The 19,299-nt window shown below is 34.3% G+C and carries 17 protein-coding genes; 6 read left to right on the forward strand and 11 right to left on the reverse strand.

From position 1 onward, the window contains the following. Positions 1-120: 120 nt before the first annotated feature. On the forward strand, positions 121-669 hold the full coding sequence (locus CD127_RS02250; protein ID WP_103297189.1) for a TetR family transcriptional regulator: 549 nt from the start codon (positions 121-123) through the stop codon (positions 667-669). Between the two features lie 74 nt (positions 670-743). Next, the gene (locus tag CD127_RS02255; protein ID WP_103365597.1) at positions 744-1,190 is read left to right on the forward strand and encodes a VOC family protein; all 447 of its coding nucleotides are present in this window, start codon (positions 744-746) and stop codon (positions 1,188-1,190) included. A gap of 67 nt (positions 1,191-1,257) precedes the next feature. Here the strand turns inward: CD127_RS02255 and CD127_RS02260 are convergent, their stop codons facing one another. From CD127_RS02260 to pruA, 4 genes are all read right to left on the reverse strand, one after another. Then, positions 1,258-1,437: a FeoB-associated Cys-rich membrane protein gene (locus tag CD127_RS02260; RefSeq protein ID WP_103365598.1), complete on the reverse strand. Its 180-nt coding sequence runs from the start codon at positions 1,435-1,437 to the stop codon at positions 1,258-1,260. A gap of 12 nt (positions 1,438-1,449) precedes the next feature. Beyond that, a complete protein-coding gene (gene feoB, locus CD127_RS02265; RefSeq protein WP_103365599.1) occupies positions 1,450-3,444 on the reverse strand; it encodes a ferrous iron transport protein B in 1,995 nt (664 codons plus the stop codon). A 5-nt stretch (positions 3,445-3,449) separates the two neighbouring features. Next, positions 3,450-3,677: a FeoA family protein gene (locus CD127_RS02270; RefSeq protein WP_103297186.1), complete on the reverse strand. Its 228-nt coding sequence runs from the start codon at positions 3,675-3,677 to the stop codon at positions 3,450-3,452. A 216-nt stretch (positions 3,678-3,893) separates the two neighbouring features. Next, positions 3,894-5,438, reverse strand: a complete 1,545-nt coding sequence (gene pruA / locus CD127_RS02275) for an L-glutamate gamma-semialdehyde dehydrogenase (protein WP_103297187.1) — start codon at positions 5,436-5,438, stop codon at positions 3,894-3,896. Between the two features lie 294 nt (positions 5,439-5,732). Here pruA and CD127_RS02280 point away from each other — a divergent pair, with 294 nt between their 5' ends. After that, positions 5,733-6,683: an NAD-dependent epimerase/dehydratase family protein gene (locus CD127_RS02280; RefSeq protein ID WP_103365600.1), complete on the forward strand. Its 951-nt coding sequence runs from the start codon at positions 5,733-5,735 to the stop codon at positions 6,681-6,683. A gap of 49 nt (positions 6,684-6,732) precedes the next feature. Here CD127_RS02280 and CD127_RS02285 read toward each other — a convergent pair whose 3' ends face one another. The 3 genes from CD127_RS02285 to CD127_RS02295 all read right to left on the reverse strand — a co-directional run bounded on the left by CD127_RS02285 (position 6,733) and on the right by CD127_RS02295 (position 11,092). Beyond that, positions 6,733-9,237: a glycosyltransferase gene (locus CD127_RS02285; RefSeq protein ID WP_103365601.1), complete on the reverse strand. Its 2,505-nt coding sequence runs from the start codon at positions 9,235-9,237 to the stop codon at positions 6,733-6,735. A gap of 252 nt (positions 9,238-9,489) precedes the next feature. Then, positions 9,490-10,074: a sugar O-acetyltransferase gene (locus tag CD127_RS02290; protein ID WP_103365602.1), complete on the reverse strand. Its 585-nt coding sequence runs from the start codon at positions 10,072-10,074 to the stop codon at positions 9,490-9,492. A 148-nt stretch (positions 10,075-10,222) separates the two neighbouring features. Further along, positions 10,223-11,092, reverse strand: coding sequence for an SDR family oxidoreductase (locus tag CD127_RS02295; RefSeq protein ID WP_103365603.1), 870 nt, complete (start codon positions 11,090-11,092; stop codon positions 10,223-10,225). A 279-nt stretch (positions 11,093-11,371) separates the two neighbouring features. Between CD127_RS02295 and CD127_RS02300 the strand changes: the two genes are divergently transcribed. The 3 genes from CD127_RS02300 to copZ all read left to right on the forward strand — a co-directional run bounded on the left by CD127_RS02300 (position 11,372) and on the right by copZ (position 14,422). Then, on the forward strand, positions 11,372-11,578 hold the full coding sequence (locus CD127_RS02300) for a hypothetical protein (protein WP_103298113.1): 207 nt from the start codon (positions 11,372-11,374) through the stop codon (positions 11,576-11,578). A gap of 148 nt (positions 11,579-11,726) precedes the next feature. Then, the gene (locus CD127_RS02305; protein ID WP_103365655.1) at positions 11,727-14,114 is read left to right on the forward strand and encodes a heavy metal translocating P-type ATPase; all 2,388 of its coding nucleotides are present in this window, start codon (positions 11,727-11,729) and stop codon (positions 14,112-14,114) included. Positions 14,115-14,215: 101 nt separating this feature from the next. After that, the gene (copZ, locus tag CD127_RS02310; RefSeq protein ID WP_103298111.1) at positions 14,216-14,422 is read left to right on the forward strand and encodes a copper chaperone CopZ; all 207 of its coding nucleotides are present in this window, start codon (positions 14,216-14,218) and stop codon (positions 14,420-14,422) included. Positions 14,423-14,495: 73 nt separating this feature from the next. Here copZ and CD127_RS02315 read toward each other — a convergent pair whose 3' ends face one another. From CD127_RS02315 to CD127_RS02330, 4 genes are all read right to left on the reverse strand, one after another. After that, positions 14,496-15,494, reverse strand: coding sequence for a D-lactate dehydrogenase (locus CD127_RS02315; protein WP_103365604.1), 999 nt, complete (start codon positions 15,492-15,494; stop codon positions 14,496-14,498). A 28-nt stretch (positions 15,495-15,522) separates the two neighbouring features. Beyond that, positions 15,523-16,683 (reverse strand): aminotransferase class I/II-fold pyridoxal phosphate-dependent enzyme, encoded by a 1,161-nt coding sequence (locus CD127_RS02320; protein WP_103365605.1) that lies wholly within the window; start codon positions 16,681-16,683, stop codon positions 15,523-15,525. 218 nt (positions 16,684-16,901) lie between these two features. Beyond that, on the reverse strand, positions 16,902-18,407 hold the full coding sequence (locus CD127_RS02325) for a phytoene desaturase family protein (RefSeq protein ID WP_103365606.1): 1,506 nt from the start codon (positions 18,405-18,407) through the stop codon (positions 16,902-16,904). An 11-nt stretch (positions 18,408-18,418) separates the two neighbouring features. After that, positions 18,419-19,282: a phytoene/squalene synthase family protein gene (locus tag CD127_RS02330; protein WP_103365607.1), complete on the reverse strand. Its 864-nt coding sequence runs from the start codon at positions 19,280-19,282 to the stop codon at positions 18,419-18,421. Between the last annotated feature and the right edge of the window lie 17 nt (positions 19,283-19,299).

The following is a 19,299-nucleotide window of genomic DNA, read 5'->3' on the forward strand; positions in this document are numbered from 1 at the left end:
ATTCATAATTCACAAAATATTCGATAGCGTTGGTTTATTTGTGTATAAATATAACTTATAATTATATAATATGTATTACTTGCTACTTTTTATATTGTGTACATGTTGGGGGAATATAACATGAACGATAAAGATTTAAGAGTGATTAAAACTAAAAAGGCATTAACTCGTAGTTTATATCTCTTACTTGAAAAAGAAATGTTCTCTAACATTTCTGTTAATAAAATTTGTGAAAATGCCCAAATCCACCGTACGACATTTTATAAGCATTTTTATGATAAATATGAATTATTAAATTACCTGCTACAGTTAACGCATAATGCTTACTTTTCAATAGATATTAAAGAGCGATTGAATAACCCTTTTCAAATCTTAGCCGACACTTTCAATAGAGACGAAATTGCGCGTATTGAATTGAAGCAACAGGGAGATAAAGAATTTGAAAAAGCACGACATCTTTATTTAATTGAATTTGTGAAAAATGAATTTAAAGACAATATGCATCAAATTGAGATAGATAATTCAGTACCTTCAAGCTTAGTCTTTTACGTCTTTGGCGCTGTTTTAACAAGTTTTTTGGAGTGGGAACGCAATGAAAATACGACATTTACTCCAAAAGAAATGGATGAGTTATTTCATAAACTTGTAAATATTAAAGCTAAGGAATAAGTAGATAATCGACTTTCCTGTCAAAATTATATAAAATGACCCTTGTAAGCCATTAATTTTAAAGGGGAAAGAAAATGACTGAATTACATCCATATTTGTCTTTTGAAAAAGCTAAAGATGCACTTGAGTATTATGAGAACGTGTTTGGTGCGACTAAAATCAATAGATTAAAAGTAGGAGAAAACCAAGCAGAAGATTTCGGAATGACTAAGGATCAAGTTGAAGATTCAACTATGCATGCTGAATTCGAAGTTCTAGGCGTTAAAATTCTTTGTTCAGACTCATTTGGACGTGTAGCAAATATTAATAATGGTATCTCATTATTAATAGATTTTGATGTTAATGACCAAGAAGATGCAGAGAAAGTTCAACAATTCTACGATAAGATTAAAGATCATGAATCACTTAATATCGAATTACCATTTGCGGAACAATTCTGGGGCGGTAAAATGGGCGTATTTACTGACAAATACGGTGTACGTTGGATGTTGAATGGTCAAGACTATTCTCAAATGCAATAATAAATAAATGAGAGAGATACTCTATTTGAAGTAGAGCATCTCTCTCTTTTTATACTAAAAATATATTTTATTTTAGATGAGTGGCTGTATAGTCATTAACTTTTTTCAATGAATCCGTATTGCAATGACAATCTGATTTGCAGCTACCACAATTACCACGTTTAGCACGTTTAAAGAATTTAACTAATGTGAAAAGCGTATAGCTAATGATAGCTATAAATATAATTAAATTAATTAGGATATACATGATAAGACTCCCTTATATAAATAATTTACTTATTTGATAAAATAAAAATGTTAAAACATAAGCTGTCACTATAGGATAAACTAATGCAAAACCAGTCCATTTCCATGATGATGTTTCTTTACGAATTGTAGCGACCGTCGAAATACATGGAACATAAAGTAAAATAAACACCATAAATGCATAGGCTGAAAGGGGTGTAAACTGTTGTTGTATAACATTAACGAGACCGTCTTCACTTGAAGAATAAAGAATCGCCATAGAACTAATAATGACTTCTTTAGCTAAGAAACCTGGAATTAATGTTGCCCCTGCTTGCCAGCTACCAAAGCCTAGTGGTGCAATTAATGGCGCAACCATTTCTCCTAAAATATGCATAAAGCTTTGATCTATTTTCACATTAACGCCATGTGGTCCAATGTAACTTAAAGTCCAAATAACAACTGATCCACCAAAAATAAAAGTTCCCGCTTTTCTAACAAATCCTTTTGCTTTTTCCCAAGTACTTCTCCATAAAGTTTTTATAGATGGAAAACGATAAGTTGGTAATTCAACGATAAAGATTGCGTCCTCATTTTTCAAAATAAAACGATTTAAAATTGTACTAACGATGAGCGCGACTACAATACCTAAAACATATAAGCTCAATACCACTAAAGATTGATAGTTTTTAAAGAATATACCAACAAATAATGCATATACGGGTAAACGCGCTGAACATGACATAAAAGGAGCTATTAAAATAGTAATTAATCGCTCTTTTTCATTCTCAATGCTTCGGGCTGCCATAATACTTGGAACGTTACAACCGAACCCTATTATCATTGGGATAAAAGATTTACCACTTAATCCTATCGATTCCATTGTTTTATCCATTAATACTGCGATTCTTGCCATATATCCCGAATCTTCTAAAAGAGAAATGAAGAAGAATAGCACCACAATTTGTGGAACGAATACTAGAACAGAACCAACGCCGGCAATAATACCATCCGTAATTAAATCTTGCAGAAATGGTAAAATATGCAAGTGACTCATTACTATTTTTATCCAATCTGTTAATTGATTGCTAATAAAGCTATCCATCTGATCGGATAGTGGCGTACCTACCCAAGTAAATGTAGTTTGGAAAATTAGCCACATTATGCCTAAAAATATAGGTATACCAAAATATTTATTCATTAAAATTTTATCTACTTTTTCAGTTAAAAATTGTCTTTCTTCTTGAGGATAGTTAATTACATCTTTTAATAGCATATCGATATAACTATTTCTAGTTTGTGCAATACGTTCATGTACATTAGTTTCAGATAAACTATTTAATTGATTTTTTAATGGTTTTAACTGTTCTAAAATTTGAGAATCTAATTCTTGAGATATTTTTAAGTTGTCTAATAAATATTGAATAGCAATAAATCTTAAACGCTCAGTTGGATAATCAGTATGTTCCTGAATAATTGAACTAATTTCTTGAATTGCATTTTCAATATCTTCATCGTATTTAATTTTAAATAATTGTCTTTCATCAGGTTTTAAATAATTTAATTCCTTTAATAAATCGTTAGTCCCCTTAGCATTTCTCGCTACTATTGGAAAAACAGGAATTTTCAATTTTCTCATTAGCATTTCATAGTCAATTTTGATGCCTCTTTTTGTAGCAACATCAATCATATTTAAACCAATAATTATAGGACTATTTAATTCTAATAATTGTATAGTTAGATGCAAATTTCTTTTTAATTGGCTCGCATCAATGATATTAATCATGCCTGAAAATGATGAGTTCATTAAATAATCAGTTACTACACTCTCATCTTTTGAAATAGGAGATAAATCATAACAACCAGGTAAGTCAATTAACTCTCCTAAATCTTGTTTCAATTTACCTATTTTTTTCTCAACAGTAACGCCGCTCCAATTTCCTACATATTCATACGAACCTGTTAATGCATTAAATAATGAGGTTTTGCCAACATTAGGGTTACCTAGTATACAAAAGCTATTATCCATATTGCTTACTCCTCTAATACAATAAGATGAGCGTCACGTTGACGGATACTAAGATATTGTCCATTAATTTCGACTACACTAGGACCATTTAACAGACATTTTTGTTTAATTTTAATCGTACTTCCTATTGTTAAACCAAATGCACTTAATCGGTACAACATACTTTTATTTTTTATATTTATTGCTTCAACCTTATAATTTCTATTTTTAATGCCCTTTGTTAGATTTAACATAAAATCACGCTTTCAACTTTCATTTGATAATCATTATCATATACCTATCTTTGCTTTTATACAATATCTCTCAATTCTAAAATATGTCGATTTAATGAAAATGATTTTCAATATTAATTACTCATTTAATTTATATTGTTATAAACAAAAAAATGCCATACAAAGGAAGAGTTTAGTAAGACTCTTCACCTTGTATGGCACTCGTATTGAAATATATTAGAACATTTCTGAAACGACTTTTTGTTCTAAGAAGTTTAATAAGTAGTCTGGACTACCAGTTTTGGCATCTGTACCTGACATTTTGAAACCACCGAATGGATGGTAACCTACAACTGCTGCAGTACAACCACGATTTAAGTATAAGTTACCTACATCAAATTCGTTTACTGCTTTAATCCAGTTTTCACGGTTATTAGTGATGACTGCACCTGTTAAACCGTAATCTGTATCGTTCGCAATTTCGATTGCTTCTTCAAAGTTATCAAATTTAGTAAAGCCAACTACTGGGCCGAAAATTTCTTCTTGCATTACTTGGTCAGAAGATTTTAAGCCTGAAATAATTGTTGGTTTAATGAAGTAACCTGTTGAATCGTCAGCTTCGCCACCGATTTCAATTTTACCTTCTTTACCACCAATTTCGATGTATTTTTTAATTTTATCAAATTGTTTTTTGTTAATAACAGGACCCATAAATGTATTATCTACAGTATTACCTACTGTAAGGTCTTTTGTTAATTCAATTGCTTTTTCTAATACTTCATCATATACAGAGCTGTGTACGATGGCACGTGAACATGCTGAACATTTTTGACCTGAGAAGCCAAACGCAGATGTTACGATTGATTGTGCTGCTAAGTCAGTATCAATATTTTCATCTACAACGATGGCATCTTTACCACCCATTTCAGCAATAACACGTTTTAAGAATGTTTGACCTTCTTGCACAACTGCACTGCGTTCATAGATACGTGTACCAGTTGCACGTGAACCTGTAAATGTTACAAAGTGTGTATGCACTGAATCTACTAAGTAATCACCAATTTCTTTAGGATCGCCAGGCACAAAGTTTACTACCCCTTTAGGAAGGCCTGCCTCTTCTAAGATTTCGATTAATTTATAAGCTGTTAAAACAGTGTCTTCAGCTGGTTTTAATAAGACAGTGTTACCTGCAACTACAGGTGCCATTGTTGTACCAGCCATGATTGCAAATGGGAAGTTCCAAGGTGGAATTGTTACACCAGTACCAATAGGTTTATAGAAATATCTATTGTGTTCGCCTTCACGGTCTAATACTGGTTTCCCATCTGCTAAGTCCATCATTGAACGTGCATAGTATTCAATGAAATCGATACCTTCTGCAGCATCGCCAACCGCTTCATCCCATGGTTTACCTGCTTCATATACCATTACAGCAGAAATTTCTTCTTTACGACGACGAATAATTGCTGCTACACGTAATAATAATTCAGCACGGTCTCTATGTGACCATTTACTCCATTCTTTATACGCTTTATTTGAAGATTCAAACGCTTTTTCCACGTCTTCTTTTGTAGCTTTTGAAACTTTAGCGATGACTTCAGAAGTATTCGCTGGATTAATTGAATCGAATGTATCATCTTTAGTAATATGCTCCCCATCAATGACGATTGGAAGTGTTTGACCTAATTCACTTTTAACTTGTTCTAATGTTTTTTGAAATCTTTCGACATTTTCTTGTACTGAAAAATCAATCCCAGGTTCATTTTTGAAAGGTACTACCATTCTTAATTACCCCCTATGTATTTGTAAGAATTTAAAACACTTGCTATAAAAATTGCCTTATATAAAATGATAATTCGTATCATTACACTCATTCTACTATGTAGTTACCACTTTTTGCAATCGCTTACACTCAGTTATCTGAAAAGTTTTACTTATCTAAATAATAGACACTTTTCCTTCACATTTACATTTTGTAAAATAATATTATTTTATATTCAATTCATATTTTTATAAAAATGAAGTATAATATAATCAGCACAAATTACCGACATCTAGAGAAAAGGAAGTATATTTATGAAAGTATTAATTACAGGGGGAGCAGGCTTTATTGGCTCTCACGTGGCAGAAAAATTTATTAACGAAGACATCGACGTCCACGTTATAGATAACCTTAGCACTGGCTTTTTGGAAAATATCCCTTTTGTCAAAAGAGAAAATATTTATATTAAAGATATCACAGATTATAACTTTGTAACTCATTTAATTAAAAAAGAACAATTTGATTATATTATTCACTTAGCAGCCATGGTAAGCGTGGTTGAAACGATTGAAAAACCTCAACTCTCTAATGAAGTAAATATCGAAGCAACAGTTAATTTATTAGAAGCAACACGCAAATGGAATCCAAATATTAAAAAATTAATATTTGCTTCTTCAGCAGCTGTTTATGGTAATTTACCTGATTTACCAAAATCAGTTTCTGAATCTAAAGTTTTCCCACTTTCTCCATATGCGATTCAGAAATTTTCAGGAGAACAATATGCTAAAATTTATAATAATCTCTATCAAGTCCCTTGCGCTTGTTTAAAATTCTTCAATATTTATGGTCCTAGACAGAACCCAAATTCTGATTATTCGGGCGTGTTATCTATTATGAACAGTAAATTTACTCACAAATCCGAATTCACATTCTATGGAGATGGCGAACAAACTCGTGATTTTGTCTATATTGATGATTTGATTTCTGCATTATGGTTAACCGTTCAATCTTCTGAGACTAATGGACAAATTTATAACGTAGGTACTGGATCACAAACCAATTTGAAAGCGGTCTTTAATGCTTTTGAAAAGGGCTTCGGATATAGCATTCCATATTCATTTAAAGCACCACGACTTGGTGATATTAAGCATTCTTGTGCTGACATTACGCCACTTAAAGCACTAGGCTATACACCTCAATATACTATCGATGAAGGTATCAAAGCCTATTTGGCGTATAATCATAAAAACAAAGTTACTTTCTAATATAAAACCACGGTCATCATATATCTACGTTGACCGTGGTTAAATTTTATTATTTTAAAAGTGAATAAAACTCTTCAATAGCTAATTTATTATATGCTTCAGCATCAAATTCATCGTATTTTTTATTTTGGTTTGTCATAAACACTTCGATTTGTTTAGCTATATCACCTGTATCATGACTAACCAAAGCTCCGTAATTCCCATCATTTAACACATATCTATTAGCTACAATATCTGAAGCTAATACATTCATTTTAAGCGTTAGTGCTTCAAGTAACACCATAGATTGCCCTTCGTAATGAGAAGTTAATGCAAAGACATCTGCTTGTTTCATAATATAAAATGGATTCTTTCTTTGACCTAATAAGTAGACGTGATTTTCTAGTTTTAATGATTTAATTAATTTCTTTAATGTTTTTCTTATAGGTCCCTCGCCCATAATATATAATTTAGTATTTGGATATTTTTTAACTACTTTACTCACCGCTTCAATTAATAAATCAAAACCTTTTTCAGGTGATAATCTACCCACCGTAACAATCTTAAAGTCACTATCATTAAACTCTGTAGCACTAATGTTTCCATTATCGATATTAACTAACACAGGTTTGTAATTTTTTTCGAAATGATCTGAGTCATCTACAACAAGTTGCTTAATTTTAGTTAAATTAATTGTATTTCTTGAGACTACAAATTTTTTATTTAATGATTTTACATTTAAGTTTTCTTTATTTTGATTTTTAGAAGCTTCAGAAACACATACTAGTTTATTAAATTTTGGATATAGTGAAATCACACCTTTTAAATTTTGATGATGTGGTCTAGCTCCATTCACTGTTCTATCCATATCCGCTTTAATATCACTGTGTAAATAAATTAATTTACGTTTTGTGTTTGTCGCTAGAATAAGATTTGCCCAGAACATAGAATAGCCACTGAAATCAATCGCATAATCAAATTGACTGTTACCGAATACCTTTCTTATTTCTCGCTCATATACATTCTTTGGATAAATGAAGCGTTCAATGGCACCTTTTAAGCCTCTTTGTCTAACGAAATCTACTTTGTATGTTTCTTTTAATGAAGCAGCCAATGGCCCTACTCTTAAAATAATTCGTACGTTCTTATTGACGTTACTAATATTGTTTAAAATTTCTTGATTATTACTTCTATTTGTAAAAATAGTTACATCATATTTATCGTAATCTATATTTTCTAATAAATTGATTACTGAAGAAGTTATCCCGTTATTTTTCATTCCTCCAGGATATATTAAAACTCGTTTTTTATTACATTTTTTTGGCTTAGAACTTGTTATTTTATTTTTGAAAAGTGATTTAACGAGTTGTTCTGTGACTTCTCCATTATCTAAATGAGTATATGTATTTTTAAAGTGAGCATATTTATTTTTCACTGATATTGAATTATAAGTCTTATTTTTTATATTCTTAATTACATCTTCAATAGTATGAATGACAGGACCAGGTAACTCGTCACTATTAATATACATTCCTCTTGATGTTTTATAATCTTCATAATCTGGCGTATAGAAGATAATTGGACGATCTGTTACTAGATAATCGAAAAAGATACTTGAATAGTCAGTAACCATTAAATCTACCACTGACAATATTTCATTTGTATCGAAATAATCAGGAATGAGATATGGTTTTAGTTGGTCATTTTTATTAGCCTCTTTAAATATGAATGGATGCACTTTTACGAGCACTTGATAATCGAGATTATTTTTTAGCTTTTCTATTTCATCAACAATATTCTTTAAACTTTCTTCGGGATTATCAACATCTTCCCCTCTCCATGTTGGACAATACAATAATATTTTTTCATCACTAATTTTTATATGTGCTTTCAATTCTTCTATAATTGTTTGAGGGTTTGTTTTTAAAGTTAAATCAATTCGAGGATAACCAATTTCTAAGATTTCCCCACCATAAATATTTTCAAGTTTAAATGCTTTTTTGAATATCTCAGTCGTATGGGGATTAGGACTAATTAAATAATCACTTGCTAGGAAGTTTTTAATAATATTTTGAGATCCTCGTAAGCCATTTTCAATATCTAATCCCATATATTTTAAAGGTGTACCATGCCACGTATTGATATAGACTTGATTTGGTTTTTTAATAAAATAAGCTGGAAAAGTGGAATTATTAAATAAATACTTACATTCTACTAACGCTTTTAAATAATCATTAGATTCCTTAATGACAAATTCAACATTACGATACTTACTCAATTTCTGTTTATAATAGTTCAACGTTTCTTCAGAATCTACTACCCATTTGTGTGAATATTTATTATATTTTTTGTTATTACTTAAGTATTTAAATACTGCATACGGACTGTCAGTAATGCTTTTTCCGTCTCTTACTTGATATAAAATAGAATGATTATCCACTTTAATATCTTCATAGTATTTGGCATACTTCATTATTTTACGCGTATAAGCTGATTTTCTTTGTCTTTTAACAGGTTCAGAAATAAATTTTAATTTGCGCTTGCTTTGATTCGCTATAAAGTTTTTAAGTGTCATACTTCATTTCCTTTCTCAGTTGTTTTATTCTTTCGATGTTTTTAAAGTAATGTGATTCACTTTATTATTTATTAAAAATTTGTTTTGGAGAACAATATCACTATCGTTCCTAATCTTTTTAATTATATCATTTATTTATACTATTTATTATATATTTAATTTCCGCCATAAGTTCTCGCTTTTATTTTCAAAAATAAAAATCCTTCCAATCTTTATCTAATTAATCTCAGACAACAATTGAAAGGATGGTTTTTACTCATCAAGCTTTGGCGCATCTTCTTCAGTGATTGTTCGTATCACTTTCGCTGGGACACCAGCAACTAAACTATTCTCTGGAACATCTTTCGTTACTACACTTCCCGCTGCAATTACTGAACCATCGCCGATAGTCACGCCAGGCGTAACTACTACATTCCCACCAAACCAAATGTTATTACCAATTGTAATGGGCTGTGCTAGTTCAAGACCTTTGTTGCGTTCCTTATATGTAAGTGGATGATGAGCGGTATAAAAGCCACATGAAGGACCAATAAAGACGTCATTACCTATAGTGATACCTCCACCGTCCATAAAATAACAATTACTATTTATGAAGACATTTCCTCCTAGTTTCACATTCCAACCGTAATCCGTATCAAACGGACTAATTAACGCTAAATTTTCCGCTTCATATCCAAATAATTCTGTTAGTATTTCTTTGCGTTTTTCTTTATTACTCGGACGGGTTTGATTGAGTTCAAAGCACAAATCTTTTGCGCGAACACGGTCTGCGTCTAATTCTTCATCAAAGTTAGCATCATACCATTGATTCGCTAACATTTTTTCTTTTTCAGTCATATGTCTCACCTACTTTTATAGTTAGTTAAAGTTTAAACAATCTTTACTTTTTTAGCACGAAAAATCCATTACTTATTAATTATGGCAATAAAAAATCCCCGGAAGTCATTTACTTCCAGGGATGATAATCTCTATATTTATGCCACGATTATGACGTAATATAATCTCCGCCGTTTACATGGATAATTTGACCTGTAATATAAGAGCTATCTGCATTTGTAGCTAAGAATACATATGCAGGAGCAAGTTCGGCAGGTTGGCCACGTCTACCCATTGGTGTGTCGCCACCTTGGTTTTCCACTTTGTCTTCATCAAATGTAGATGGGATAAGTGGTGTATAAATTGGACCAGGTGCTACACCATTTACGCGAATATTTTTCTCCATTAACGTTGTCGCTAATGAACGTGTGAATGATACAATCGCACCTTTAGTTGAAGAATAATCAATTAAATGACCTGAGCCACGATAAGCCGTTACACTTGTTGTATTAATGATGGCATCATTTTCATGCAAGTGAGGTACAGCTGCTTGTGACAAGAAGAACATACCAAAGATATTTGTATCGAATGTTTCTTTAAATTGTTCAGGCGTAATATCTAAGAAATCATCTTGTGGAAATTGAACTGCACCGTTATTGACTAAGATATTTAAACCGCCAAAGTCTTTAACTACATTTTCCACTAAATCTTTAGATTGTTGCGCATCTTTTAAATCATGTGAATAAGCTTTTGCTTCTACGCCGATTTCTTTAAGACGATTAACTGTTTCTTCAGCGTCTTCATGTTCATTGTAGTAACCGATAGCAACGTTTGCGCCTTCTTTCGCAAATAAGATTGCGACAGAGCGACCAATACCTGAGTCACCGCCAGTAATAAGCGCTACTTTACCTTTTAATTTACCCGCAGCTTTATATTCATCTAATTCTGAAACTGGTCTTGGATCCATATCCTTCTCGCTACCAGGTTGTTCCGATTGAGTATAGCCTTTTATTTTTTTATGAAATTCTAATAAATTCATTCATGCTCACTCCTTTGTTATTTACTTAACCGTTCCCATTTCTTGAAATTTTAAAACAATTACCACTCTATTTTTTATTTAGGAAAATTAGATTTAAACCTAAAAAAGTTTGTATTACATCATTCAATTTATTTACAACTTTTGAATGATAGTAAATCCGTACTATGGACGCATGAAATTTATTCAATAACCTTATATAATAAGATTAAATTAAAGAGAAAATTAATTATCCTCAGTAATTTGCCCTAAAAGAGAGAAAGACAAGGAGTGCGATATCACATGAAAGGTATATTCAAAGGAATTATTACGTTGCTCATTATCCTTGGTATTGTGAAAACATTCCAAGACCACGATATTATTAACGAAGCCAATCACTATTACGATGAAGTAAGAAATGGTCAATTTGTTCAAACAATTTCAAGTTATGATTTCAATAATTTAAAAAACTTACATTTTGATCACTTTAATCCATCAGATTTTTTCTAAAATAAATACAGCTTTATTTACAGCACACATGTTAGATTCCCCCTTCTGACATGTGTGCTTTTTATTTTTGAAAAATGGTCAAACAGAGTCATTGACTGAAATACCCTTAGGGGGTATATTAAACATGAACATTCGAGGAGGTGCACAAATGAGCCAAGATAGCAAAACTACGTTAGCGATTACTGGGATGACGTGTGCGGCATGCTCTAACAGAATTGAGAAACGTCTTAATAAAATGGATCATGTGGATGCCCAAGTCAATTTAACGACTGAAAAAGCCAATATTAAATATGCTTCAAGTGAATATAAGGTGAATGATTTTGTCGAGATTGTTCAAAAGTTAGGCTATGATGTTGCCACTGATAAGGCAGAGCTTGATATTACTGGCATGACCTGTGCTGCATGTTCTAACCGTATTGAAAAGGTGTTAAATAAAACTGCTGGTGTGAAACAGGCTACCGTAAACTTAACGACTGAACAAGCGGCGATTGATTATTACCCTGGACAAACAGATGTTGATACATTAATTGGTCGCATTCAAAAGTTGGGTTATGATGCTGAACGGAAACAAACTGAGGAAGAACAAACGTCACGTAAAGAGCGAGAATTGAAGCATAAACGTAACAAGCTTATTATTTCTGCGATCCTTTCTTTACCTTTATTAATGACGATGCTTGTTCATTTATTCAATATGCACTTGCCTGATATTTTAATGAATCCTTGGTTTCAATTTATTTTAGCGACCCCTATCCAATTTATTATCGGTTGGCAATTCTATGTGGGCGCGTATAAGAACTTGCGTAATGGTGGCGCCAATATGGATGTGTTAGTCGCTTTAGGTACAAGTGCTGCTTACTTTTACAGTATTTATGAAATGATTAAGTGGCTAGTCGGCACCACTACCACACCTCATCTATATTTCGAAACGAGTGCCGTATTAATTACACTTATTCTTTTCGGAAAATATTTAGAAGCAAGAGCGAAATCACAAACGACGAATGCGTTAAGTGAATTGTTAAATTTACAGGCGAAAGAAGCGCGTATTGTTAGTGATGATGGCACACAACAGATGGTACCTTTAGATCAAGTTAACGTGAACGATATTTTATTAATTAAACCAGGTGAAAAAATACCGGTAGATGGTCAAATTATTAAAGGCGAAACGGCTGTAGACGAATCGATGTTAACTGGTGAATCCATGCCGATTGATAAACAAGTTGATGATACGGTGATTGGTTCAACGATTAATACCAATGGCGTAATTACGATTAAAGCAACGAAAGTGGGTAAAGATACTGCGCTATCTAATATCATTAAAGTTGTTGAAGATGCGCAAAGTTCTAAAGCTCCTATTCAACGTTTAGCTGATATTATTTCTGGCTATTTTGTACCGATTGTTATTGGTATTGCCGTACTTACGTTTTTAATCTGGATTGTATTTGTTCATCCTGGACAATTTGAAGATGCCTTAGTCGCAGCCATCTCTGTGTTGGTAATTGCTTGCCCATGTGCGCTTGGTCTTGCTACACCTACGTCTATCATGGTTGGGACTGGTCGCGCTGCGGAACATGGTATTTTATTTAAAGGTGGCGAATATGTAGAACGTACTCACCAGGTCGATACGGTGGTGTTTGACAAAACGGGTACGTTAACACATGGGAAACCTGAGGTAACCTATTTCCAAGGAGCAAAAGAAATATTGTCATTGATTGCCTCTGTTGAAAGTAATTCTGAGCATCCGTTGGCTACTGCGATTGTCGGTTATGCGCGTGAACAAGGTGTGGACACTGCTGAGGTTTCTGATTACCGCACATTACCTGGTCATGGGGTGCAAGCGGTGGTTGAGAATAAAATGTTATACGTGGGCAATCGTAAATTAATGACGGATAATGGTATTAATATTAGCGATGTGCTGTCTAAGATGGAAGCACTTGAGGCGAAGGGTCAAACGGTTATGTTAGCGGCGTATGACGGCGACTTGAAAGGCATGATTGCTGTTGCGGATACGGTGAAGTCTTCTGCGAAAGAAGCGATTCAACAGTTAAATGATATGCATATTCATACGGTGATGCTGACTGGAGATAATGAACGTACGGCGCGAGCGATTGCGGATGAGGTTGGCATTGATCAAGTGATTGCGAATGTCTTACCGGAAGATAAAGCGGAACATATTGGCAAGTTACAAGCGGATGATCATAAAGTTGCGATGGTTGGCGATGGCATTAATGATGCACCTGCGTTAGTAAAAGCGGATATTGGTATAGCGATGGATACAGGAACAGAGGTAGCGATTGAAGCGGCTGACATCACTATACTTGGTGGTGACATTCACTTAGTCCCTAAAGCGATTCGTGCGAGTGATAAGACGATTCGCAATATTAAGCAGAATCTATTCTGGGCATTTGGCTATAATGTCGCAGGAATCCCGATTGCAGCGATGGGCTTATTAGCACCGTGGATTGCTGGTGCAGCGATGGCGTTAAGTTCTGTAAGTGTTGTAAGTAATGCTTTACGTTTAAAACGCATGAAATTATAAATGCATTTTATTAACATAATTCTATTTTATTTTTGTTTCATCTATTGAAAAGGAGTAAAATATGGGTATATATATAATAAGTTCTTGGAGGTGACGCAAAAATGATTAATGATGTAATTAAAGTAGATGGTATGAGTTGTGACCATTGCAGAAATACTATTGAATCAGCATTAGCTAAAATCAATGGCGTGAGAAGCGCTGAAGTAGATTTAGATAAAAATGAAGTTAGAGTAGATTACGATGACAATAAAGTTTCAATGAAAGAAATGAAAGATGCCATCGAAGATCAAGGTTATGATGTAAAATAATTCATAACTCTAATGATTGATTTATAGAACTCCTAGAGAGAAGGTTATGTTGCTCCTCCCTAGGAGTTTTTTATTAGTTTACTCTTAATTTTGTGGTGCCTGTGTTTAATACGTCTATGGTAGCGTCTAATGCGTCTACAATTAAATTTTTCACGGCTGCGTCAGTATAAAAAGCAATGTGTGGCGTTAGAAGAATGTCTTCACGTGCAATTAGCTCATCTAATAGCGCATCATCGAAAGCTTTGTCGCGATAATCGCCAGGGAATAATCCTCTTTCATGTTCGTAGGTATCTAGTGCTGCCCCTTTAATATGACCTTCATCAATAGCGCTGAGCAATGCTTTCGTGTCTACGATTGAGCCTCTTGCTGCGTTAACAAAGACAGCGCCTTGTTTGAATTGTGCGAAGCGGGAGGCATCGAACAAGTGATGATTATATTTCGTCGCAGGTATATGCACCGTAACGATATCGGCCTCTTTTAGCGCGTCTTCTAATGTATTTTTATATTCTACATATTGTGCGACGTGTTCATTTGGAAAAGGATCATACGCTACGACACGGCTGTTATAGCCTTTCGCGAATATCTTTGCAGTAATTGAACCAATACGTCCAGTACCAATAACCGCCACAGTTAGTTCGCTAATTGAACGAGATAAGATTGAAGGTTCCCATCTAAAGTCATGTGCACGTACTTTACGTTGAATATCATTTTGATTTCTAACAATATTAATCGCTTGTGTTACCGCAAATTCAGCAATTGAACTTGGTGAATACGACGGAACATTAGACACAATAATATTATATTTTGAAGCTAAATTTAAATCGTACATATCAAATCCTGCACTACGTTGTGCAATTTGTTTGATGCCGTATTGTTGTAACTTCGCAAATACTTCTTCTGATAAAGGATGTTGTTGTGATAAAGACAATCCATCAAATCCTTGAACACTATCCACGTTCTCTTCGGATAAAAAAGCTTTATTTAATTCTACTTCGACTTTATTTTCTGTTGCCCATTCTTCGATAAATGGAATATCTTCGTCTCGAACACTCATTATTTTGATTTTAGTCATGCTATCTCATCTCTTTTCTTCTTAGTTGTTAATCTTGATATAAATGTGATAAAGAGGCTAGTCTATCCGCCGCTTCGGCTAATTGTTCATTGTTAAGTGCTAATGATATGCGGACGTAGTAGCGTCCATTTTCCCCAAAAGGAATACCTGGTGCTACTAAAATAGATTGTTCTTGTAATAAATATTGTTCGAATGTTTCACTGTCATAGCCAGGCGGTGTTTGAAGCCATGAATAGATACCACCTTTAGAATGCACAAATGGTAACTTCGCTTCACTTAAACGTTGTTCGAAGGCATCGCGACGACGTTTAAATGTTTCATTCTGTTGGTCTAAAAAGTCATCATAATGATTTAATGCATAGGTTGCGGCATCTTGTAAGGCACCAAACATCCCTGCATTAGTATGCGTTTGATATTTTTTAAGGGCTTGAATCATATCTTTATTGCCCACTGCAAATCCTACACGGAAGCCTGACATATTATATCCTTTCGATAATGAAAAGATTTCGATTGCAACGTCTTTGCCATTTTCAGAAGCAAGAATACTTGGATTCTTAGCATCAAATCCGAAAGCACTGTAAGCGAAGTCATGAACAATCTTAGTGCGTGTGCCTTTAAATTTCTGAATGGCTTCATCAAATACTTCTTTCGTCGCCGTTGAGCCTGTTGGATTGTTAGGATACGTTAAATAAATGAGGGCAGTATTCTCTAATGTTTCTGGGTCTACTTTGTCCCAATCTGGTAAATAGTCTGGAGGATCTAAATTGAGCGGTACTGGATTAGCATCTGCAAGCATGACGCCCGCTAAATAATCTGTGTAACCCGGGTCAGGCAATAAGACATTCTCTCCTGAATTTACGATACAAGTTGGTAATGCGACTAACCCATTCTTTGTACCATAAAGAATACAGACTTCATCATCTTTATCTAACGTGACATGGTATTGACGTTGATAAAAATTGACGATGGCTTCTTTAAAAGATTCTTTACCGTGGAAGGCGCCGTATTTCTGATTCTCTGGTATGCGTATAGCCTCTGCGAAGTGGTCAACAATACCTTGAGGTGTTTCTCCGTCTGGAATGCCCACTGCCATATTAATAAGTGGAAGAGGTCCATGTTCAACTTTACGTCCCATCGTTTTACCAAAATAACTTTCCGGTATCGCTGCTAATCGTTTTGATATTACCATTTGTATCCATCCCCCTTTTAAAAAATAAAAAAGCTATATGTCATGCTTAGTTAAAAGTGACATATAGCTGATCATCATATATGACACTTACCTTCAGAGAGTTCGCTCTCGTTCCTCTGATTCTTTAAATAAGTTCTATCGAATTAATTTTATTCTATCAGTTCGATAAGTATTGTCAATATTGATAATTTTCTGAATTATTGTTTGTATTTCAAAATTTAATGACCACGGGCGATATCGTCTAACATCGCTTCTGCAGTAATCTTTGCACTTGTCAGAACAATCGGCACACCGGCACCTGGATGGGTACTTGCTCCCGCAAAATATAAATCTTTATAGTCTCTCGACACGTTAGGTGGTCGATAATAATTACTTTGTGCCAATGTGGGCATTAAACCAAACGCCGTACCAAATTTAGCATTATAGCGCTTTTCGAAATCTAACGGCGTAAAGATAGTTTCTGAAACCACATCTTTTCGCACATCTTTTAATGCTTCAATCGTTTGTATCTTGTTGTAAACGACTTCTTTCGCACGTTCAATTGTCGCTGGATCGTTCCAATCAATATTTCCTGTTTTCAATTCAGGCACAGGCATCAAGACATACATTCCTGTTTGTCCTTCAGGCGCTAATGAATCATCTTCTACAGCTGGGAAATACAGATATAGTGACGGGTCGTCAGGCATTTTACCGCTAAATATATCATCAATGTTACCTCTAAAGTCTTCGGCAAAGACGACATTGTGCACATGGACTTTATCTCGTAAATCGCGATTTATGCCGGCATACACTAGAAATGCAGAACATGAGTAGTCCATGTTTTCTACCTTTTCAGAAGAATATTTCTTAAGAGGTGAATGCGATGGCATCAAATGTTGTGCTGCATATGGGAAATCAGCCGTACAAAGCACTTTGTCGAAACGGTGAATGTCGCCATTCACGCGTAAACCGTCTGCGCATTTAAATTTAGGGTCAATGATAATTTCTTGGACATCTGAATTCAAGCGCACTTCTACACCGAGGTCTTGGCCTAATTTCAATAAACCTTGAGCCAAGCTATACATGCCGCCTTTAATGTAATACACGCCATGCACCATTTCTATCATTGGAATAATCGAATAGATAGAAGGCCCCTGTTTCGGATCGATACCTATGTATAGCGTTTGAAAAGCTAAAAGTTTACGTATTTTCTCATTAGCCACGTAATTATCAATCAGTTGATCCGCTTTACTAATCGTACGTAATTTCAAGCCGCGATATAATGACAGCGGATTGTAGAACTCACTCGGTTTGCGGAATGTACGTTCCAAGAAATACTTACGCGCAACTTCATAGCGTTTATACACATCCGTTAGAAATGACATAAATCCTTGCGTAGAGCCTGGCTCAATCGCTTCTAACGCCTGACTCAGTTGTGGCAAATCGGTAGAGACGCTGACTTTATCCTTATCTGAGAAGTAAATATCAAAGATGTGCGTTAACTGTCGCATATCTATATAATCTTCGTAATTTTTACCACTTTCTTCAAATACTGCTTTATATACATCGGGTACCATGACGATGGTTGGTCCCATATCGAAGGTGAAACCATCTTTTTTAAATTGACTCATGCGTCCGCCAACTTGTTCATTCTTCTCAAATAGGGTTACTTGATGACCATGTGCAGCCAATCTTGCTGCTGCCGCTAAACCTGTCACCCCTGCGCCTACTACGGCAATTTTCATACCATTACCACCTAAGCTTTATATTTTTTCTTTAAACTACGGTAAATCTTATTCTTCTTCCAAGTTGACACATAGACGCGTTTATCAAGCGTATAGTCTGCTTTTCTCACTTCATTTAAAATGCCTCGATACACTTCAGCAGCTAATTCAATAATCATACGTGATTCTTTATTGTACACCTCTAAATTGTTAAGTACAGCATCATAGTTATCATCAGCTAACTTGGCATAAAATTCCCAAATACGTTGATAATTCTCTGATGGCTTATCACGCTCGATTTCCTTTTCAATAGAAACATCAAATTCATTTAGACGTTCAATACTGAAGTAAATACGACCATTACGATAGTCTTCTCCTACATCACGTAAAATATTTGTAAGCTGTAATGCTTCACCTAATTGTTTGCCATTATCGTAAGCTTCTTGAGTGGGTGGCGTAGATAAGATTGGAATAAGCAACACGCCGACCGTGCCTGCTACACCGTAACAATAATCTAGTAGCCCTTGATCAGTTTCAAACATCTCAAAGTGTTGATCCGCTTCAACAGTGTCAATCAAGTCATAGAGGGCCTGATAATTCATTTGAAAATGTTTACTCGTATCGGCAAAAGCCAACATAATCTGTTCATCACTTTCAAAAGTCTCAGGTATACTAGCGTGATTTTCAATTAACTGAACATCACGGCGGATTTTATGTAAATACTCAACATCTTGATGTATATCGATACTATCATCAACAATACGACACACGGCATAAATTGCCCACACAGCTTGGCGTTGTTGTTCTGGTAACATATCAAAAGCATATGAAAAACTCTTTGAATACTCTTTCATAATTTGATGACAATATTGATAACTTTCCTCTATAGTTCTCATGGAGAGCCCCCTGTTTA

It is taken from the genome of Staphylococcus petrasii (genome assembly GCF_002902565.1).
GTDB lineage: Bacteria > Bacillota > Bacilli > Staphylococcales > Staphylococcaceae > Staphylococcus > Staphylococcus petrasii.